The organism is Nocardia transvalensis NBRC 15921, assembly GCF_000308875.1.
Classification (GTDB): domain Bacteria; phylum Actinomycetota; class Actinomycetes; order Mycobacteriales; family Mycobacteriaceae; genus Nocardia; species Nocardia transvalensis.
Genome location: NZ_BAGL01000002.1, coordinates 30665 through 45518, shown reverse-complemented (window position 1 = coordinate 45518; position 14854 = coordinate 30665). Strand labels below are relative to the sequence as shown.

At 68.9% G+C, this 14854-nt stretch carries 15 protein-coding genes; 8 read left to right on the top strand and 7 right to left on the bottom strand.

The window, feature by feature from the left end:
• Positions 1-2: 2 nt before the first annotated feature.
• The 4 genes from ON41_RS00420 to ON41_RS00405 form a co-directional block, all read right to left on the bottom strand.
• Entirely contained in the window at positions 3-2276 is a 2274-nt protein-coding gene (locus ON41_RS00420; RefSeq protein ID WP_040744046.1) for a transglycosylase domain-containing protein, read from the bottom strand.
• Positions 2277-2478: 202 nt separating this feature from the next.
• Positions 2479-3372 (bottom strand): carbohydrate ABC transporter permease, encoded by an 894-nt coding sequence (locus ON41_RS00415; RefSeq protein WP_083905030.1) that lies wholly within the window; start codon positions 3370-3372, stop codon positions 2479-2481.
• A gap of 34 nt (positions 3373-3406) precedes the next feature.
• Positions 3407-4423, bottom strand: coding sequence for a carbohydrate ABC transporter permease (locus ON41_RS00410; protein ID WP_083905029.1), 1017 nt, complete (start codon positions 4421-4423; stop codon positions 3407-3409).
• 45 nt (positions 4424-4468) lie between these two features.
• A complete protein-coding gene (locus ON41_RS00405) occupies positions 4469-5770 on the bottom strand; it encodes an ABC transporter substrate-binding protein (protein ID WP_040744044.1) in 1302 nt (433 codons plus the stop codon).
• A 201-nt stretch (positions 5771-5971) separates the two neighbouring features.
• On the opposite strand from ON41_RS00405, the gene ON41_RS00400 reads away from it, so the two are divergent.
• The 3 genes from ON41_RS00400 (at position 5972) to ON41_RS00390 (ending at position 7976) form a co-directional block, all read left to right on the top strand.
• Positions 5972-6799, top strand: a complete 828-nt coding sequence (locus ON41_RS00400; RefSeq protein ID WP_040744441.1) for a DUF2786 domain-containing protein — start codon at positions 5972-5974, stop codon at positions 6797-6799.
• A 70-nt stretch (positions 6800-6869) separates the two neighbouring features.
• Positions 6870-7382 (top strand): TIGR04338 family metallohydrolase, encoded by a 513-nt coding sequence (locus ON41_RS00395; RefSeq protein ID WP_040744041.1) that lies wholly within the window; start codon positions 6870-6872, stop codon positions 7380-7382.
• Positions 7383-7535: 153 nt separating this feature from the next.
• The gene (locus ON41_RS00390; RefSeq protein ID WP_157185310.1) at positions 7536-7976 is read left to right on the top strand and encodes a hypothetical protein; all 441 of its coding nucleotides are present in this window, start codon (positions 7536-7538) and stop codon (positions 7974-7976) included.
• Between the two features lie 89 nt (positions 7977-8065).
• Here ON41_RS00390 and ON41_RS00385 read toward each other — a convergent pair whose 3' ends face one another.
• Complete coding sequence (locus ON41_RS00385) at positions 8066-9046, bottom strand: o-succinylbenzoate synthase (RefSeq protein WP_040744037.1); 981 nt, start codon at positions 9044-9046, stop codon at positions 8066-8068.
• 128 nt (positions 9047-9174) lie between these two features.
• On the opposite strand from ON41_RS00385, the gene ON41_RS00380 reads away from it, so the two are divergent.
• Complete coding sequence (locus tag ON41_RS00380) at positions 9175-9555, top strand: hypothetical protein (protein ID WP_040744035.1); 381 nt, start codon at positions 9175-9177, stop codon at positions 9553-9555.
• A gap of 4 nt (positions 9556-9559) precedes the next feature.
• Here ON41_RS00380 and ON41_RS00375 read toward each other — a convergent pair whose 3' ends face one another.
• Positions 9560-10729, bottom strand: a complete 1170-nt coding sequence (locus ON41_RS00375; protein ID WP_040744032.1) for a thiolase family protein — start codon at positions 10727-10729, stop codon at positions 9560-9562.
• Positions 10730-10841: 112 nt separating this feature from the next.
• Here ON41_RS00375 and ON41_RS00370 point away from each other — a divergent pair, with 112 nt between their 5' ends.
• Positions 10842-11348: a winged helix-turn-helix transcriptional regulator gene (locus tag ON41_RS00370; RefSeq protein WP_040744439.1), complete on the top strand. Its 507-nt coding sequence runs from the start codon at positions 10842-10844 to the stop codon at positions 11346-11348.
• A gap of 114 nt (positions 11349-11462) precedes the next feature.
• On the opposite strand, the gene ON41_RS00365 is transcribed toward ON41_RS00370, so the two are convergent.
• Entirely contained in the window at positions 11463-12551 is a 1089-nt protein-coding gene (locus tag ON41_RS00365) for an ABC transporter ATP-binding protein (protein ID WP_040744030.1), read from the bottom strand.
• A 148-nt stretch (positions 12552-12699) separates the two neighbouring features.
• On the opposite strand from ON41_RS00365, the gene ON41_RS00360 reads away from it, so the two are divergent.
• From ON41_RS00360 to ON41_RS00355, 3 genes are all read left to right on the top strand, one after another.
• Entirely contained in the window at positions 12700-13494 is a 795-nt protein-coding gene (locus ON41_RS00360) for an LLM class F420-dependent oxidoreductase (RefSeq protein ID WP_040744028.1), read from the top strand.
• 117 nt (positions 13495-13611) lie between these two features.
• Positions 13612-13737 carry a hypothetical protein gene (locus ON41_RS43355; RefSeq protein WP_276325717.1) on the top strand — a complete coding sequence of 42 codons (126 nt, stop codon included), beginning with the start codon at positions 13612-13614 and terminating at the stop codon, positions 13735-13737.
• Between the two features lie 4 nt (positions 13738-13741).
• Complete coding sequence (locus ON41_RS00355) at positions 13742-14848, top strand: YeiH family protein (RefSeq protein ID WP_040744026.1); 1107 nt, start codon at positions 13742-13744, stop codon at positions 14846-14848.
• The last annotated feature ends 6 nt before the right edge of the window (positions 14849-14854 follow it).

The following is a 14854-nucleotide window of genomic DNA, read 5'->3' as shown; positions in this document are numbered from 1 at the left end:
GTTCAGCCCGGGACCGGAATGCTCAGGCCGGGGAATATCTCGACCTGTTTGGGTTCGGCGGGCGGCGGCTGCGGCGCGGGTTCGGCCGGTGCGGGCGGGAAGACGATCACCGGGTCCGGCGAATCCGACGGCGGGGCAAGCACATCGAACGGCCCCTGCCCCTGGGCCGGCGGCGTGGACGGCCCGCCGAACAGCGGCGCCTGCCCCGCCGCCGGGTCGGGCGCCGCCAACTGCTCGACCGGGCTCCCGGCCAGCGCGCCGTCCATCGTCTGCTTCCAGATGTCGGCGGGCAGTCCGGAGCCGTAGATGGGGCCGCCCCGCGAGGTGACGATCGGCTGCGACTGCTCGGTGCCGATCCAGACCGCGGTGGACAGCGACGGCGTGAAGCCGATCATCCAGGCGTCCTTGTTGGCGCCGGTATCGCCCAGCTGGGTCGTGCCCGTCTTGGCCGCCGACGGGCGGCCCGCCAGGTCGTGCCCGTTGGAATAGGCGGCGATGGGCCGCATCGCCTGGGCGGCGGCGTCGGCGACGTGCCGCGGCAGCCGCTGCTGGCCCGGCGGCATCTGGCCCTTGCCGCCCTGGGCGCCGCGGTCCAGCAGCACCCGCCCGTCGCCGGTGACGACGCGCTGCACGAAGTACGGCTGGTGGTAGATCCCGGAGGCGGCCACCGTCGCGTAGGCCGAGGCCATATCGATGGGCCGCACCGAGTAGACGCCGAGCACGATCGACGGCGACGGCGGTCCGCCGTCCTCGGTGAGCGTCCGGCCGGGCACCCCCGGAATCTGGTCCGGAATGCCGGCCATATGCGCGGCGTCGGCGATGGCCTGCGGGCCCACCACATTGGCGAGCCGGTAGAAACTGGTGTTCAGCGAGCGTTTGAAGGCCTCGGCCATCGAACAGGTGCCGCACGACTCGCCCTCGACATTGGTGACCTTGACCCCGTTCACCGTCACCGGGCTGCTGTCGAGCTGATATGTCATCGGCATACCCTGCTGCAGGGCCGCCAGCACCGCGAACGTCTTGAACGACGATCCGGTCTGCAGGGGGGCCTGCGCGAAATCGAAGCCGGCCCCGTCCTCGCCGCCGTAGTAGGCGCGCACCGCCCCCGAGCGCGGATCGATCGACACCACCGCGCCGCGTAGCTCCGGCGGCTGCGGCCCCAGCCGGTTGTGCACCGCGTCGGCCGCGGACTGCTGGGCGCGCGCGTCGAGCGTGGTGACCACCTGTAGCGCGCCCGTGTTGATGTCCTGCTCGCTGACCCCGGCCGCGCGTAGTTCGCGCAGCACCTGGGTGCGGATCAGACCGGACGGGCCGCGCGCGGAATCGTCGGCCGCGACCGTGATCGGCGCGATGTCCGGGAACTCGATGCCGGTGCGCTGCGCGGCCGGCAGCGTGCCCATCTCGACCATCCCGTCGAGCACGTAGTTCCAGCGCGCTTTCAGTTGCGGCAGATGGGTTTCCGGATCGAGGATCGACGGCGTGCGCACCACGGAGGCGAGCACCGCGCCCTCGGCCATGGTCAGCTGCGGGACCGGCTTGTCGAAATACGCCTTGGCCGCCGCCGCGATGCCGTAGGCGCCGCGGCCGTAGTAGATCGTGTTGAAGTAGGCCGCGAGGATGTCGTCCTTGCTCCACTGGCGGGCCATCTTCGCCGAGATGATCAGCTCGCGCATCTTGCGCGACATGGTCCGCTCGGAGCTGAGGAAGGCGTTCTTGACGTACTGCTGGGTGATGGTGGATCCGCCGCCGGCGTCGTCGCGGCCGAGCAGGTTGTCGCGGGCCGCGCGCAGGAAGGCCGACGTCGAGTAGCCGGGGTTGGTGTAGAAGTTGCGGTCCTCGGCCGAGAGCATCGCGTCGCGCACCGGCTGCGGCACGTCCGACAGCGGCACCGGCGTGCGGTTACCTTCCGGCGGAACCACTTTCGCCAGCACCGTGTTGCCGTCGGAGGCGGTGATGGTGGCGATCTGATTGGTCTGCACCGCCGCCGGATCCGGGATCTCGGCACTCCAGTAGGCGAGGGTCATCAGCAGCGCCGGCAGGACCAGGAAGATCAGGAACAGCGCCAGCAGCAGCCGCCGCACCCGCTGTGCCCGGGTGCGCGGGCGGTGTTCCGGATCGTCGCGATTCGGCGGCTTCACGCGGCGGCGCGGGCGGCCGGATTGGATCTGCTGGCGACGGGCTCTGACACTGGTGGGCTCGTTCCATCCGGCGACCGAGGAATACGGTGCCGAATCCCGGCCGCCGCGGTTCTCTCTACGGATCGAGCCCACCATCATCTCCTGAGATGTCGGACGAACCTGCGTGAACACCTACCTGAACAACGATCCAAACCCAGACTACTGGGTTTAATGGCGCCGCCTTCGGCGTCGCGGGTTTGCGGCGCCCGTATGGCAGGACGGTGCGACGGCTCGGAGGATACCGCGCGGTGGGGTATTTGCGCAGATGTATAGATGCCGACCGGAACGTCTGTCGCCCCGGTCAGCTCTTCACGCCGCCTGCCGTCAGGCCCGAGATGATCCGCCGCTGGAAGATCAGCACCATGATGACCAGCGGTACCGTGACGATGGTGCCCGCCGCCATGATCGCCGCGTACGGCTGTACCAGCGGGTCGTTACCCGAGAAGCGCGCGATGGCGACGGTGACCGGTTCGGTGGTGTCCGAGGACAGCAGCCGCGCCAGCAGGTACTCGTTCACCGCCGCGATGAAGGCCAGGATCGCCGTCGTGAAAACGGCCGGTGCGGCCAGCGGCAGCATGATCAGCCGGAACGCCTGGAAGCGCGAGGCGCCGTCGATGCGCGCGGCCTCCTCGAGCTCCCACGGCAGCTCGACGAAGAACGAGGCCAGGATGTACACGGTCAGCGGCAGCACGAACGAGATGTTCGGCACGATCATCGCCTGGTAGTGGCCGATCCAGCCGATATCGGTGAACAGCTGGAACAGCGGCGTCACCAGCACGACCACCGGGAACATCGACGCGCTCAGCACCAGCCCGGCCACCAGGGTCTTGCCGCGGAAGGTAAGTCGGGCCAGGGCGTAGGCGGCCAGCATGCCGATCAGCAGCGCGACGACCGCGGTGGCGAGGCCGATGACGATGCTGTTGGTCACCGCCCGCCCGAAGTCGTTACCGCGCGTGGTGTCGAAGGCGTTGCGGAAGTTCTCCAGCGTGATGTGGGTCGGCCAGGGCGTGTTCTCGAACGTGTAGTCCGGGTCGCGGAAGGCGGTGACCACCATCCAGTAGAACGGGCCCAGCCCCCACACCAGCACGATCAGCGCGCCGACGTAGACCCGCGCCGAACGCAGCCGTTTCGACCACGGCACGGTGGCCGGCGTGGCCCGGTTCGCCGCGGGGGTCGCCTCGGTGCGGGTGCTCATCAGTGCGCCTTCCGTATCGCGCGGTCCGGGTGGCTCATCGGGCTCTCCGCTGTTCTTCCTGGGTGGCCACGGCATTGGCGCCCAGCACCTTCACCAGGACGAACGCGATCGCGAATATCAGCAGGAAGGTGATGATCGAGAGCGCCGCGGCGCTGTTCTGTCCGGAGCGGACCTGATCGACCACCAGGATCGAGATGGTCCGCGTCGCCGGGTTGCCCTGCGTCATGATCGCCGGCAGGTCGTACAGGCGCAGCGCGTCCATGGTGCGGAACAGGACCGCGACCAGCAGCGCCGGCTTGAGCAGCGGCAGCGTGATGTGGGTGAAGCGCTGCCAGGCCGACGCGCCGTCGACCTTGGCCGCCTCGTACACGTCACCCGGAATGACCTGCAGCCCGGCCAGGATCAGCAGCGCCATGAACGGCGTGGTCTTCCAGACGTCGGCGATGATCACCGCGAACCGCGACCACCACGGGTCGATCTGCCACAGGATGTGGGTGCCCAGCACCCGGTTCACCACCCCGTCGTACTGGAACATGAACTCCCACAGCCGGGCGGTGACCGCGGTCGGGATGGCCCACGGGATGAGCACCGCCGCGCGCAGCAGCGCCCGGCCCTTGAACGTCTTGCCCATCACCACGGCCATCCCCAGCCCGATGGTGGCCTCCAGCGTCACGGTCACGACCGTGAACAGCAGCGTGATGCCGATGGCCGCCCAGAACTGCGAGCCGAGATTGCCGGTGGGACAGGGCTCGTAGCCCCCGCCGGGCAGCGTGCACTGCTGCAGCAGCCAGTGCGTGTAGTTGGCGAACCCGGCGAAGCCGCCCTCCTCGAACATGCCGGTGGCCTCGTTCAGCCCGGCATCCTTCTGGAAGGACATCCACACCGCCCGCACCACCGGATAGCCGATGACGACGGCCAGCGACAGCAGGACGGGCGTGACGAACAACCACGGCCGGGCCGGACCCTGCAGGAGGCCGGCCCGCCGACTCGGGGTCGGATCCGCCGGTTCGGCGGGCGGCGCGAGGTCGGTCACTCCCGAAGGATCTGACACGTTCTTCTCTCCTACGGGGCGACTCGGTGACTACTTCTCCGACGCCTACGACCCGGCCGCCTGGATGCCCTTCTGCATGCCGGTGATCGCGTCGTCGACGGACTTGGCTTCGGTCAACGCAGCATAAGCGTTGTCCTGGATGGCTTTCGACACCGCAGGGTAGTAGGGAGTGACCGGGCGCGGAACCGCGCTGGCGATCGAATCCTTCAGCGCGGGCAGGTACGGGAACTTCGCGATCAGGGCCGGATCGTCGTACATCGACTGGCGGACGGGCGGGAACGCGCCCTCGGCGACGATGCGCTGGGCGTCCTCGCCGATCATGAAGCGCAGGAAGTCCAGCGAGGTGGCCTTGTGCTTGGAGTAGGCGCTGATGGCGGCGTTGTACCCACCCAGCGTGGACGCGCCGATGCCGTCCTTACCGGGCAGCGGGGCGACGCCCACATTGCCCTTCACGGCCGAGGAGTCGGCGTTGGCCACGCCGTAGAAGTTCGGCCAGGTGCGCAGGAACAGCAGTTTGCCCTGGGCGAAGGCGTTCTGGCTCTCGGGCTCCTTGAAGGAGATGGCCTCCTTGGGGATGTCGCCGTTCTTGTAGGCGTCGACCAGGACCTGCAGGCCGGCGCGCGCCTGGGGGCTGTTGACCGTCGGGGTCTTGCCGTCCGGGCCGACGAAGGTGCCGCCGTAGGCGTTGATGACCTCGGCCGAGTTCACGGTCAGGCCCTCGTAGGGCGCGAATTGCCCCGCGTAGCAGCCGATCTGATGGTCGCGCGCGGCGCCGCAGTCCGACAGCAGCTCCGGCCAGGTCTTCGGCGGGTTCGGCACCAGGTCCTTGCGGTAGTACAGCAGGCCGCCGTTGGTGTTGCGGGGCGCCGCGTAGAGGGTGCCCTTGTAGGTGGCGCTGGCGACCGTCGGCGACAGCAGCGTGGCGGTGTCGATGGCGAAGGAGTCCTTCAACGGCTGGATCCAGCCCTTGGCGGCGAACTCGGCGGTCCACGGCACGTCCAGCGCCATCACGTCGTAGTCGGACTGCTTGGCCCGCATGTGCTGGGCCAGGTCGTCGTACTGCTGGGAGGCGTCGTTGGACTGTTCCTTGAAGGTCACCTTCTCGTCCGGGTGGGCCGCGTTCCAGCGCTCGATGAGCTGCTTGACCGCACCGGATTCGGTGGTGTCCTTACCTTCCACATAGGTGATGGGGCCACGGCCGCTCAGGTTCTGGTTGGTGGCGTCGTTGCCACCGCCGCTCGAACAGCCGCTGGCGAACGTCGCCGTCAGCAGGGCGGCCGAGACGGCGGCCAGCGCGGCGCGAGACACGAGGGACGAGCGTCGTGACGACACCTTGTTCAAAGCCATCGATACTCCAGGGTCGAGACGTGAGCGAGCTTGCGAGCGAACCTACTTTCACAGCGCGCTCCGGCGTCCGAGAACACCGAGCGCCAGCGAGGCGTGCCCGTGAGCGCCAGCACACTCAGCCGGTTGCACAAGGCAAGATACATTGTCCCGCGCGGAATGTGTCGGTCGGTTCTCGTATCCTGGGCCGCGATGTCGACCCAGCTGACCCAGGACAAACTTCTCACCCGCATCGGCGGGCTGTTACGGCAGGCCGAGTCGACCGACAACGAGCACGAGGCCGAGGCGTTTCTCGCCGCCGCGCAGCGCCTGGCGACCCGTTCGTCGATCGACCTCACGGTGGCCAGGGCGCACGTGGTCGGTCGCGAGCATCGGAAGACGCCGACCCAGAAGGTGGTTCCGATCGGCGAGGCCGGCAAGCGCGGACTGCGCACCTACGTGCAGCTGTTCGTGGCCATCGCGGCCGCCAACGACGTGCGGTGCGATGTGGCGCGCTCGTCCACCCAGGTCTACGCCTACGGATTCGACACCGACATCGCCACCTGCGAGGCGCTGTACGCGAGTCTGCTGGTCCAGATGGTGCGGGCCTCCGACCAGTACATCAAGTCGGGGCGCTACAAGGCGGCGACGGTGGAGAAGGTCGTTGTCGAGAACCGTTGGGGCCGCAAGGTGCAACGACGTGTTCAGGCCCCTGTCGCGGCGGTGACGGCCCGGCTGAATTTTCAGATGGCCTTCGCCGCGCGGGTCGGCAAACGCCTGGCGGGGGTGCGGGCGGATGTAGAGGCCGAGGCCCAGGCGGGCCCGTCGGCCGTGCCCGGTACCGCCGTCGCCCTGCGCGACAAGGAACTGGAACTCCACGACTTCTACACCCGCACCTCCGAGGCCCGCGGCACCTGGCGGGGCCCGCAGGAGTCGGCGGGGTACTCGGCCGCCGCCCGGCGCGCGGGCGACAAGGCGGGCCGGGCCGCACGCCTGGGCTCCAGCCCCGAATTGGGCGCTGCCCGGGGACAACTCGGCACGGCCGGCACGTGATGTCGCGCCCGCCGCGCGTCGCGGCCGGGAGGTGCGCGGGCGAATGTCCGGTGCGGGCACGGGGTGCGCGATGAGCGCGCGGGATTCGCAGCGGGCCAAGGTGTACGACGCCGAGGGGCTGGTGCGGCGGATGTTCGAGCGGGCCGACGAGCACGGGGTGCGGACGGTCCAGCTGCACGGGTCGCAGATCACCCTGCCGATCGAGCGGCGGTTCGCGTCGGTGGCATCGGTGCAGAGCTACGCCGATCGCGTGCTGGCGTTGAATTGGGTTCGCGCACAATGGGACCGAGCCGCGACGCCGCTCACCGTGCGGGCCCGGACCGGGACCACGGCCGCGCACTACGAATCCGAGCGGGCCGTCCTCGCCGTTCCGCTGCACACTCGCGGAACCGCCTGGGCCCTCAGGGAATTGGTGATCCTGCACGAACTCGCCCACCACCTCGAACCCGCGGGCACGGATCCGGCGCCGCACGGGCCCGAATTCTGCTCCCGATATGTGGAGCTGGTCGACGGCGTGATCGGGCCGGAGGCCGCCCTGCTGCTGCGCACCACCATGCTGGGCTGCGGCGTCCGTCTCGGCTGAACCCCTCCCCACCTCCTCTTATGTCCTAGCCCACACCTTCGTCAATCTACGGCCTGGATACGTACTATTTATTTACGTACTATTTAACTACGTAGATGGGCTCTGACCGAACGGTGAACCAGGGCGCACGACAGCAGAGGCAAAGGGGCCGATATGCGACGTGTACAGGCAACGCGAAAGATCATGGCGGGCAAGAGAACCGGCCGGACGGAAGTGGTGCGACGGGCATCCGGGGCCGCCCTGGTGGCGATGATCCTCGGGGCGACGGCCGCCGGAACGGTGCTCACCGCAGGCGCCGCCGCCGCGGACCCGGGTGCCAGGTCGAGCCACTCCAACGGCCGGGGCCCCGCCGACCCCCGCGACACCACCGGCTGGCGCCACATCGACCCCCGCGGCTACCACCACCTGGAAACGAACCAGCTCCGCCAGAACGAGATCCGAGACAACAGGCGCGAATACCGCCAGCGCCACAACGCCCCCCAGGAACCGCAACGCGCCCTCGGCACCGACCCCGGCGCCACCACCTGGACCAAGGTCCCCAACGCCGACGGCACCGGCTGGGCAGTCTGCCGCCCCCAAGCCTCCTACTGCTGATCCGGCCGTCCCACCTTGTCATTCCATCACGCTGCCGCACGTTGTTCCGGCACGCTTTTGGCCGGAATCCACGCGATGGGGCTGATTCGCTAGAGGTTGTCGAGTAGGTGGCGGACTCGGTCGAGGCGGGCTCGCCACCAGTGGGTGCGGGCGGGGTCGGGGTGGCGGAAGTGTTGTAGGAGTTCGGGGTTCGGGGTTGGTGGGGTTCGGGGGATGGGGAGGTAGCCGTCTACCGGGAGTAGGGGGTGGTCGATCACGTCGCCCTCGAACAGGCGCACTGTGCCCAGGCCGCAGGCGAAGTCGAGGTCGGGGAGGGCGCCGGCGAGGGCCAGCTGGGCGGACAGGCCGATGCTGGTTTCGAGGGCGGAGGAGACCACGCAGGGCAGGCCCGCGGCCTCGGCGACCCGCAGGGCCCGGCGGACGCCGCCCAGGGGGGTGCATTTGAGGACCGCCACGTCGGCCGCGCCGGCCACCGCGACCCGCAGCGGATCCTCGGCGCGGCGGATGGATTCGTCGGCGGCGATGGGCACCTCGACGCGGCGCCGGACCTCCGCCAGCTCCTCGATCGTGCGGCAGGGTTGCTCCACGTACTCCAGACCGCCTGCGGCACGGTCGATCAGCGCGATCCGCTCGACCGCGGTCTCGACGTCCCACACCGCATTGGCGTCCACCCGGACCGCGCCGCCGGGACCCAGGGCATCGCGGACCGCCGCCACCCGCTCGAGATCCTCGCCGAGCGCGTCCGGATGGTCGGCGATCTTGACCTTCGCCGTGCGGCACCCCGATCCCGCGACGATCGCGTGCGCGCGCTCGGCGTCCACAGCGGGAACGGTGCAGTTGACCGGGATGCGGTCGCGCACCGGCTCCGGCCACCCCTCGGTGATCTGCTCGACCGTCGTGGCCAGCCAGTTCGCCGCCTCCCGGTCGTCGTACTCGGGGAACGGGCAGAACTCCCCCCACCCCATCGGCCCCTCGATCAGCATGCCCTCCCGCACCGTGATGCCACGAAAGCGCGTGCGCAGAGGAATCGCGTACACGAAGGCCGATTCCGGATCCAGCAGATCGCTCACCCCGCCACCCTAACGAGCACGCGTGTCGCCCGTGGCCATCGAGCAGGGCCAGGGCATTGAGCAGTCGCCCGAGGGCACTGAGTAGTTTTGCGGATCCGGGGCGGGACCGGGTCGGTCACGCTGAGGTTATGACCTACTACTACCCGGCCCCCTACTCGGCGGCGCCGCACCCCGCGCACCGGACGGTCCGGACGTGGGATCTGGTGCTGGCCATCGTGCTGTACGCGCTGGCGTCCGGGGTGGGCCTGTGCACCGCGGCCTTCACGCCGTTCTTCGCCATGGCCACCGATCCTTGCGGCGCCGGCAGCGGCTGCCGCGAGGAATTCGCGACCTGGGGGATCCTGGTGTCGTGGGGCGGGACGGCCGCGGCCCTCGGCGGCGGCCTGATCATGCTGATCCTGGCCGCCGTCAAAGGATGGACGGTCTGGGTCTGGGGTGCGCTCGCCCTGCTCCTGGTCCCGCTGTCGTTCGGCGTGGGCCTGTGGCTGGCGGGACAGGTGACGGGCTGACCCGTTACAGCCGCTCGAATATGGTGGCGTTGGCCAAACCGCCTGCCTCGCACATGGTTTGCAGGCCGTAGCGTGCGCCCCGCTCCCGCATGGCATGGACGAGAGTGGTGGCCAGCCGGGCGCCGGACGCACCGAGCGGATGCCCCAGCGCGATGGCCCCGCCGTTGACATTGACCCGCGACAGGTCGGCGCCGGTATCGTGCTGCCACGCCAGCACCACGGACGCGAACGCCTCGTTGATCTCGATCAGATCGATATCCGACAGCTGGAGTCCGGACCGCTGCAACACCTTTCGCGTCGCCGGGATCACGGCCGTCAGCATCAGCAGCGGATCGTCGCCCGCGACGGCGAAACTGTGTACCCGAGCCAGCGGCGTGAGGCCCAGTTGCTTGGCCTTCTCACTGGTCATGATCAGTACCGCCGCGCTGCCGTCGTTGATCTGGCTCGCATTGGCGGCGGTCACGTTCCACCCGATCTCGGGGAACCGGGCGGCGTACGCGTCGCTGTAATACGCAGGTCGAAGGGCCGAGAGGGTGTCGAGCGTGCTGCCGACCCGGATGCCCTCATCGGCGCTGAGCCCCGCGATCGGCGCCAGCTGCGATTCGAACGACCCGTTCTTGGTCGCGGTATTCGCCTTCTCGTGGCTGGCGAGCGAGAACTCGTCCATGGCGGTGCGGCTCAGACCCCACCGCGCGGCGATCAGCTCGGCGCTGATGCCCTGCGGGACAAGGTCTTCCGGATACCGCTCACGGAAGGCGACACCGTCCAGATCGGTCGCGCCGGCCACGCTCGAGCCCATGGGAATCCGGCTCATCGATTCCAGCCCGGCGGCCACGACCACGTCGTAGGCGCCCGCGATCACGCCCTGCGCCGCGAAGTGAATGGCCTGCTGGCTGCTGCCGCACTGCCGGTCCACCGTGGTCGCGGGCACCGATTCGGGATAGCCGGCGGCCAGCGCGGCGCGGCGGGAGATGTTGACGGCCTGCTCGCCGACCTGGCTGACGACGCCGCCGATCACATCGTCGATCAGGGCCGGATCGATGCCGCTGCGCCGCACCACCTCGCGCAGGCTGTGCGCGAGCAGGTCCACGGGATGCACCCCGTGCAGGGCGCCGTTCGGCTTGCCCTTGCCGATGGGGGTGCGGACGGCCTCGACGATGACTGCGTCTCTCATGACGGTTCCTTCCGGGCGCCGCGACGTCGCGGCCCTTCTAACTAAACCAATCTATAGCCAGATTATGCCCTGGCAATAGTTGTCACAAGTCAGAATTGCTATGATCGTCGTCATGTCGGCTGTGCTGGAAGGACCGCTGGGTGACCTGAGTTCGTGGAAGCCCGACCACTGCTCGATCGTCAAGGCGCTCGACATCGTCGGCACCCGCTCCGCACTGCTGATCCTGCGCGAAACCATCTACGGCACCACGCGTTTCGACGGATTCGCCGATCGGGTGGGCATCACCGACGCCGCCGCCTCCGCGGCGCTGCGCAAGCTCACCGAGGCGGGCCTGCTCCGCAAGCAGCCGTATCAGGAGGAGGGCAAGCGCACCCGCCACGAGTACGTCCTCACCGACAAGGGCCGCGACCTGCTCCCCGTCGTCTTCGCCCTGTGGCAGTGGGGCGACAAGTACCTCCAGGACGGCACGCCCCCCTTGGAACGGCTCGAGGACTCCACGGGCGCCCCCGTCCGCGTCGAGATCCGCAGCGCCGCCGGCAACGAGGTCCCCCTCGAGAACCTCCGCATCCGCATCAACGAGAAGTGGCGCGGCAAGATGCGCGCCCGCAAGCGCACCTGACCCACCTCCACGCCGCCCCCTCGTTTCCCGGCACGCTTTTGGCCGGGATCTCACCTGAGGATTCCGGCCAAAAGCATGCCGGAAACGAGGGAGTGCGTGTGACGAGGCCGGTGATCAGTTCAGGCGGGCGCCGTCGGACGGGTTGAAGAAGTAGATGTGTTCCGACGTGGCGGCGAGGGAGAGTTTTTCGCCCTTGGCCGGGGGGTTGCGCCAGTCGGCGCGGGCGACGATGGTCTCGCCGGTGCCGGAGGCGCCCTCCTCGCCGACGGTGCGGCCGTAGATGTAGGCGTCGGAGCCGAGTTCCTCGACCACGTCGACCTCCATCGCGATGCCGTCACCGCTGCCCGCGATATCGAAGTGCTCCGGGCGGATGCCCAGCACCACGGTCCCCTCGACGGCATCGGTGACCGTGCGCGGCACCGCGAAGGTGTGGCCGCCCAGCGTCACGCCGTCCGTGCGCACCGGCAGCGTGAACAGGTTCATCGCCGGCGAACCCATGAATCCGGCGACGAACAGGTTCGCGGGATCCCGGTACAGGTCGCGCGGGGTCGCGCACTGTTGCAGCAGGCCGTCTTTCAGCACCGCGACCCGGTCGCCCATGGTCATCGCCTCGACCTGGTCGTGGGTGACGTAGACGGTGGTGGTGCCGAGCCGCCGCTGCAACTGCGCGATCTGGGTGCGGGTCTGCACGCGCAGCTTGGCGTCGAGGTTCGACAGCGGCTCGTCCATCAGGAAGACCTGCGGCTGCCGCACGATCGCCCGGCCCATCGCGACGCGCTGGCGCTGGCCGCCGGACAGCTGCTTGGGTTTGCGGTCGAGGAACTGCTCGAGGTCCAGCAGCTTGGCGGCCTCCCGCACACGCTGGTCCTTGTCGGCCTTCGGCACCTTCGCCATCTTCAGCGCGAAACCCATGTTCTCCGCGACGGTCATATGCGGGTAGAGCGCGTAGTTCTGGAACACCATCGCGATATCGCGTTCCTTGGGCTCCGCGGCGGTGACGTCCTTCTCGCCGATGAGGATGCGCCCGCCGTCGACGTCCTCGAGACCCGCGAGCATGCGCAGGGACGTGGACTTGCCGCAACCGGACGGGCCGACGAGGACCAGGAACTCACCGTCGGCGATCTCCAGGTTCAGCTGGTCGACGGCGGGTTTGGTGGCGCCCGGGTAGAGCCGGGTCGCGCGGTCGAAGGTGACCGTGGCCATGATGAATCAATCCCTTCACCGGCAGGAACGTGCCGGACGATCCGAGTAGAGGGGTGGCGCGCCCCGTCACTTCTGCCCGGGGCGCGAGCAGAATCGTACCGGTCGGATGCGGGTAGCCTCGAGAAAAACGTCATTCCGAGGAGGACCCATGACCCGTCCCGTTCGTATCGGAGTCCAGCTACAGCCGCAGCACGCTCCGGACTACGGACTGATCCGCGACGCCGTGCTCCGCGCCGAGGACGCGGGCGTGGACATCGTGTTCAACTGGGACCACTTCTACCCCCTGTACGGCGATCCCGAGGGCGAGCACTTCGAATGCTGGACCATGCTCGGCGCGATCGCCGAGCAGACCGAGCGGGTGGAGCTGGGCGCGCTGGTCACCGGCGGCGGCTACCGCAACCCGGACCTGCTCGCCGATATGGCCCGCACCGTCGACCACATCTCCGGCGGCCGCCTGATTCTCGGCATCGGCGCCGGCTGGTTCCAGCGTGACTACGACGAGTACGGCTACGAATTCGGCACGGCGGGAACGCGTCTGGACCTGCTGAAGGACTACCTGGCCCGCATCGACGCCCGGCTGAAGAAGCTGAATCCGCAACCGGTGCGCAAGATCCCGATCCTCATCGGCGGCGGCGGGGAGAAGAAGACGCTGCGGCTGGTGGCCGAGTACGGCGACATCTGGCACACGTTCGCGAAACTGGACGAGCTGGAACGCAAGTCGAAGATCCTCGCCGACCACTGCGCGGCCGTGGGCACCGATCCCGCGACCATCGAGCGCTCGGTGGACTGGCCGGGCGCCGACAAGGCCCCCGCTCTGGTCGCGGCCGGAGCCACCACCTTCACCGTCGGCACCGGCGGCCCGAAGTACGACCTGGCCGAGCTGGTGGAGGCGATCCGCTGGCGCGACGAGTTCAACCCGGAGTCGGTCACCGGCATCGCCTGAGAGGCTCGACCGGCCGCGCCCTTCGAATCCCGCTGATTCGATCACTTCCGCCGGGGCGCGGCCGCCCGCACCATGGCTGCTGGTCGCGTTGCGATCGTGGTGATGAGGGAGTCGGCCATGAGTGAACCGGACGCTGTGCCCAGCGCATTCCAGCGCATAGGCGTGGACTGGTGGGCGGTGATCGTCGCGGGGATCTTCGTACTCCTGGCCGTCGCCGGAATCCTGCCGAAGATTCCGTGGTGATCCGATGACCACCGAAACCACCACTCCGGCAACAGCATCCGGAACGCTCCGAGGCCCGCTCGCCTACCTGCCCGGCATCGTCCTGCTGATCGCGGTCGGCCTGCTCGGCAAGTACACCCAGATCTGGGTGAACGACGTGGTCAAGGATCACCACTGGCGCTTCCCCGATATCGAATACGTGCTGTGGGCCATCATATTCGGCCTGATCATCGCCAATACCGTTGGCGTGCACCGGATCTTCAAGCCCGGCATCGGCACCTACGAATTCTGGCTGAAGGTCGGGATCGTCGCGCTGGGCTCGCGATTCGTACTCGGTGATGTCGCCGAGCTGGGCGGCACCAGCTTCGTGCTGATCCTCATCGATATGACGGTGGCGGGCGCGATCATCCTCACCGTCGCCCGGTTGCTGAACCTCTCCGGCAAACTCGGCTCGCTGCTGGCCGTGGGCACCTCGATCTGCGGGGTGTCGGCCATCGTCGCCTCGCGCGGCGCCATCCGCGCCCGCAACGCCGATGTCGGGTACGCGATCGCCGCCATTCTCACCCTGGGCGCGGTCGCGCTGTTCACCCTGCCCGCGATCGGTCACGGCCTGGGCCTGACCGATCACGAATTCGGGCTGTGGGCGGGTCTGGCCGTGGACAACACCGCCGAGACCACCGCCACCGGCTACGCCTACTCCGACGCCGCGGGCAAGCTGGCGGTCCTGGTGAAGTCGACGCGCAACGCGCTGATCGGATTCGTGGTGCTGGGCTTCGCGCTGTACTGGGCTTCCCGCGGCGAGGCCGACGCCGTGGCCCCCGGGCTGCGTGCCAAGGCGGCGTTCGTGTGGGCGAAATTCCCCAAGTTCGTCCTCGGCTTCCTGGCGGTGTCGGCCCTGGCGACGGCGCACTGGATCGACAAGCCGCAGCTGACCAGCCTCGGTAACGTGTCGAAGTGGGCGTTCCTGCTCACCTTCGCCGGCGTCGGGCTGAATACCGATTTCCGGGAACTCGGCCGCTCGGGCTGGCGGCCGCTGGCCGTCGCGGTGGTCGGACTCGTCGTGGTGGCGACCGTCTCGCTGGGATTGGTCCTGTTCACCTCCCGGGTGTTGCACTGGGGCGTGGTCGACTGATCGGTA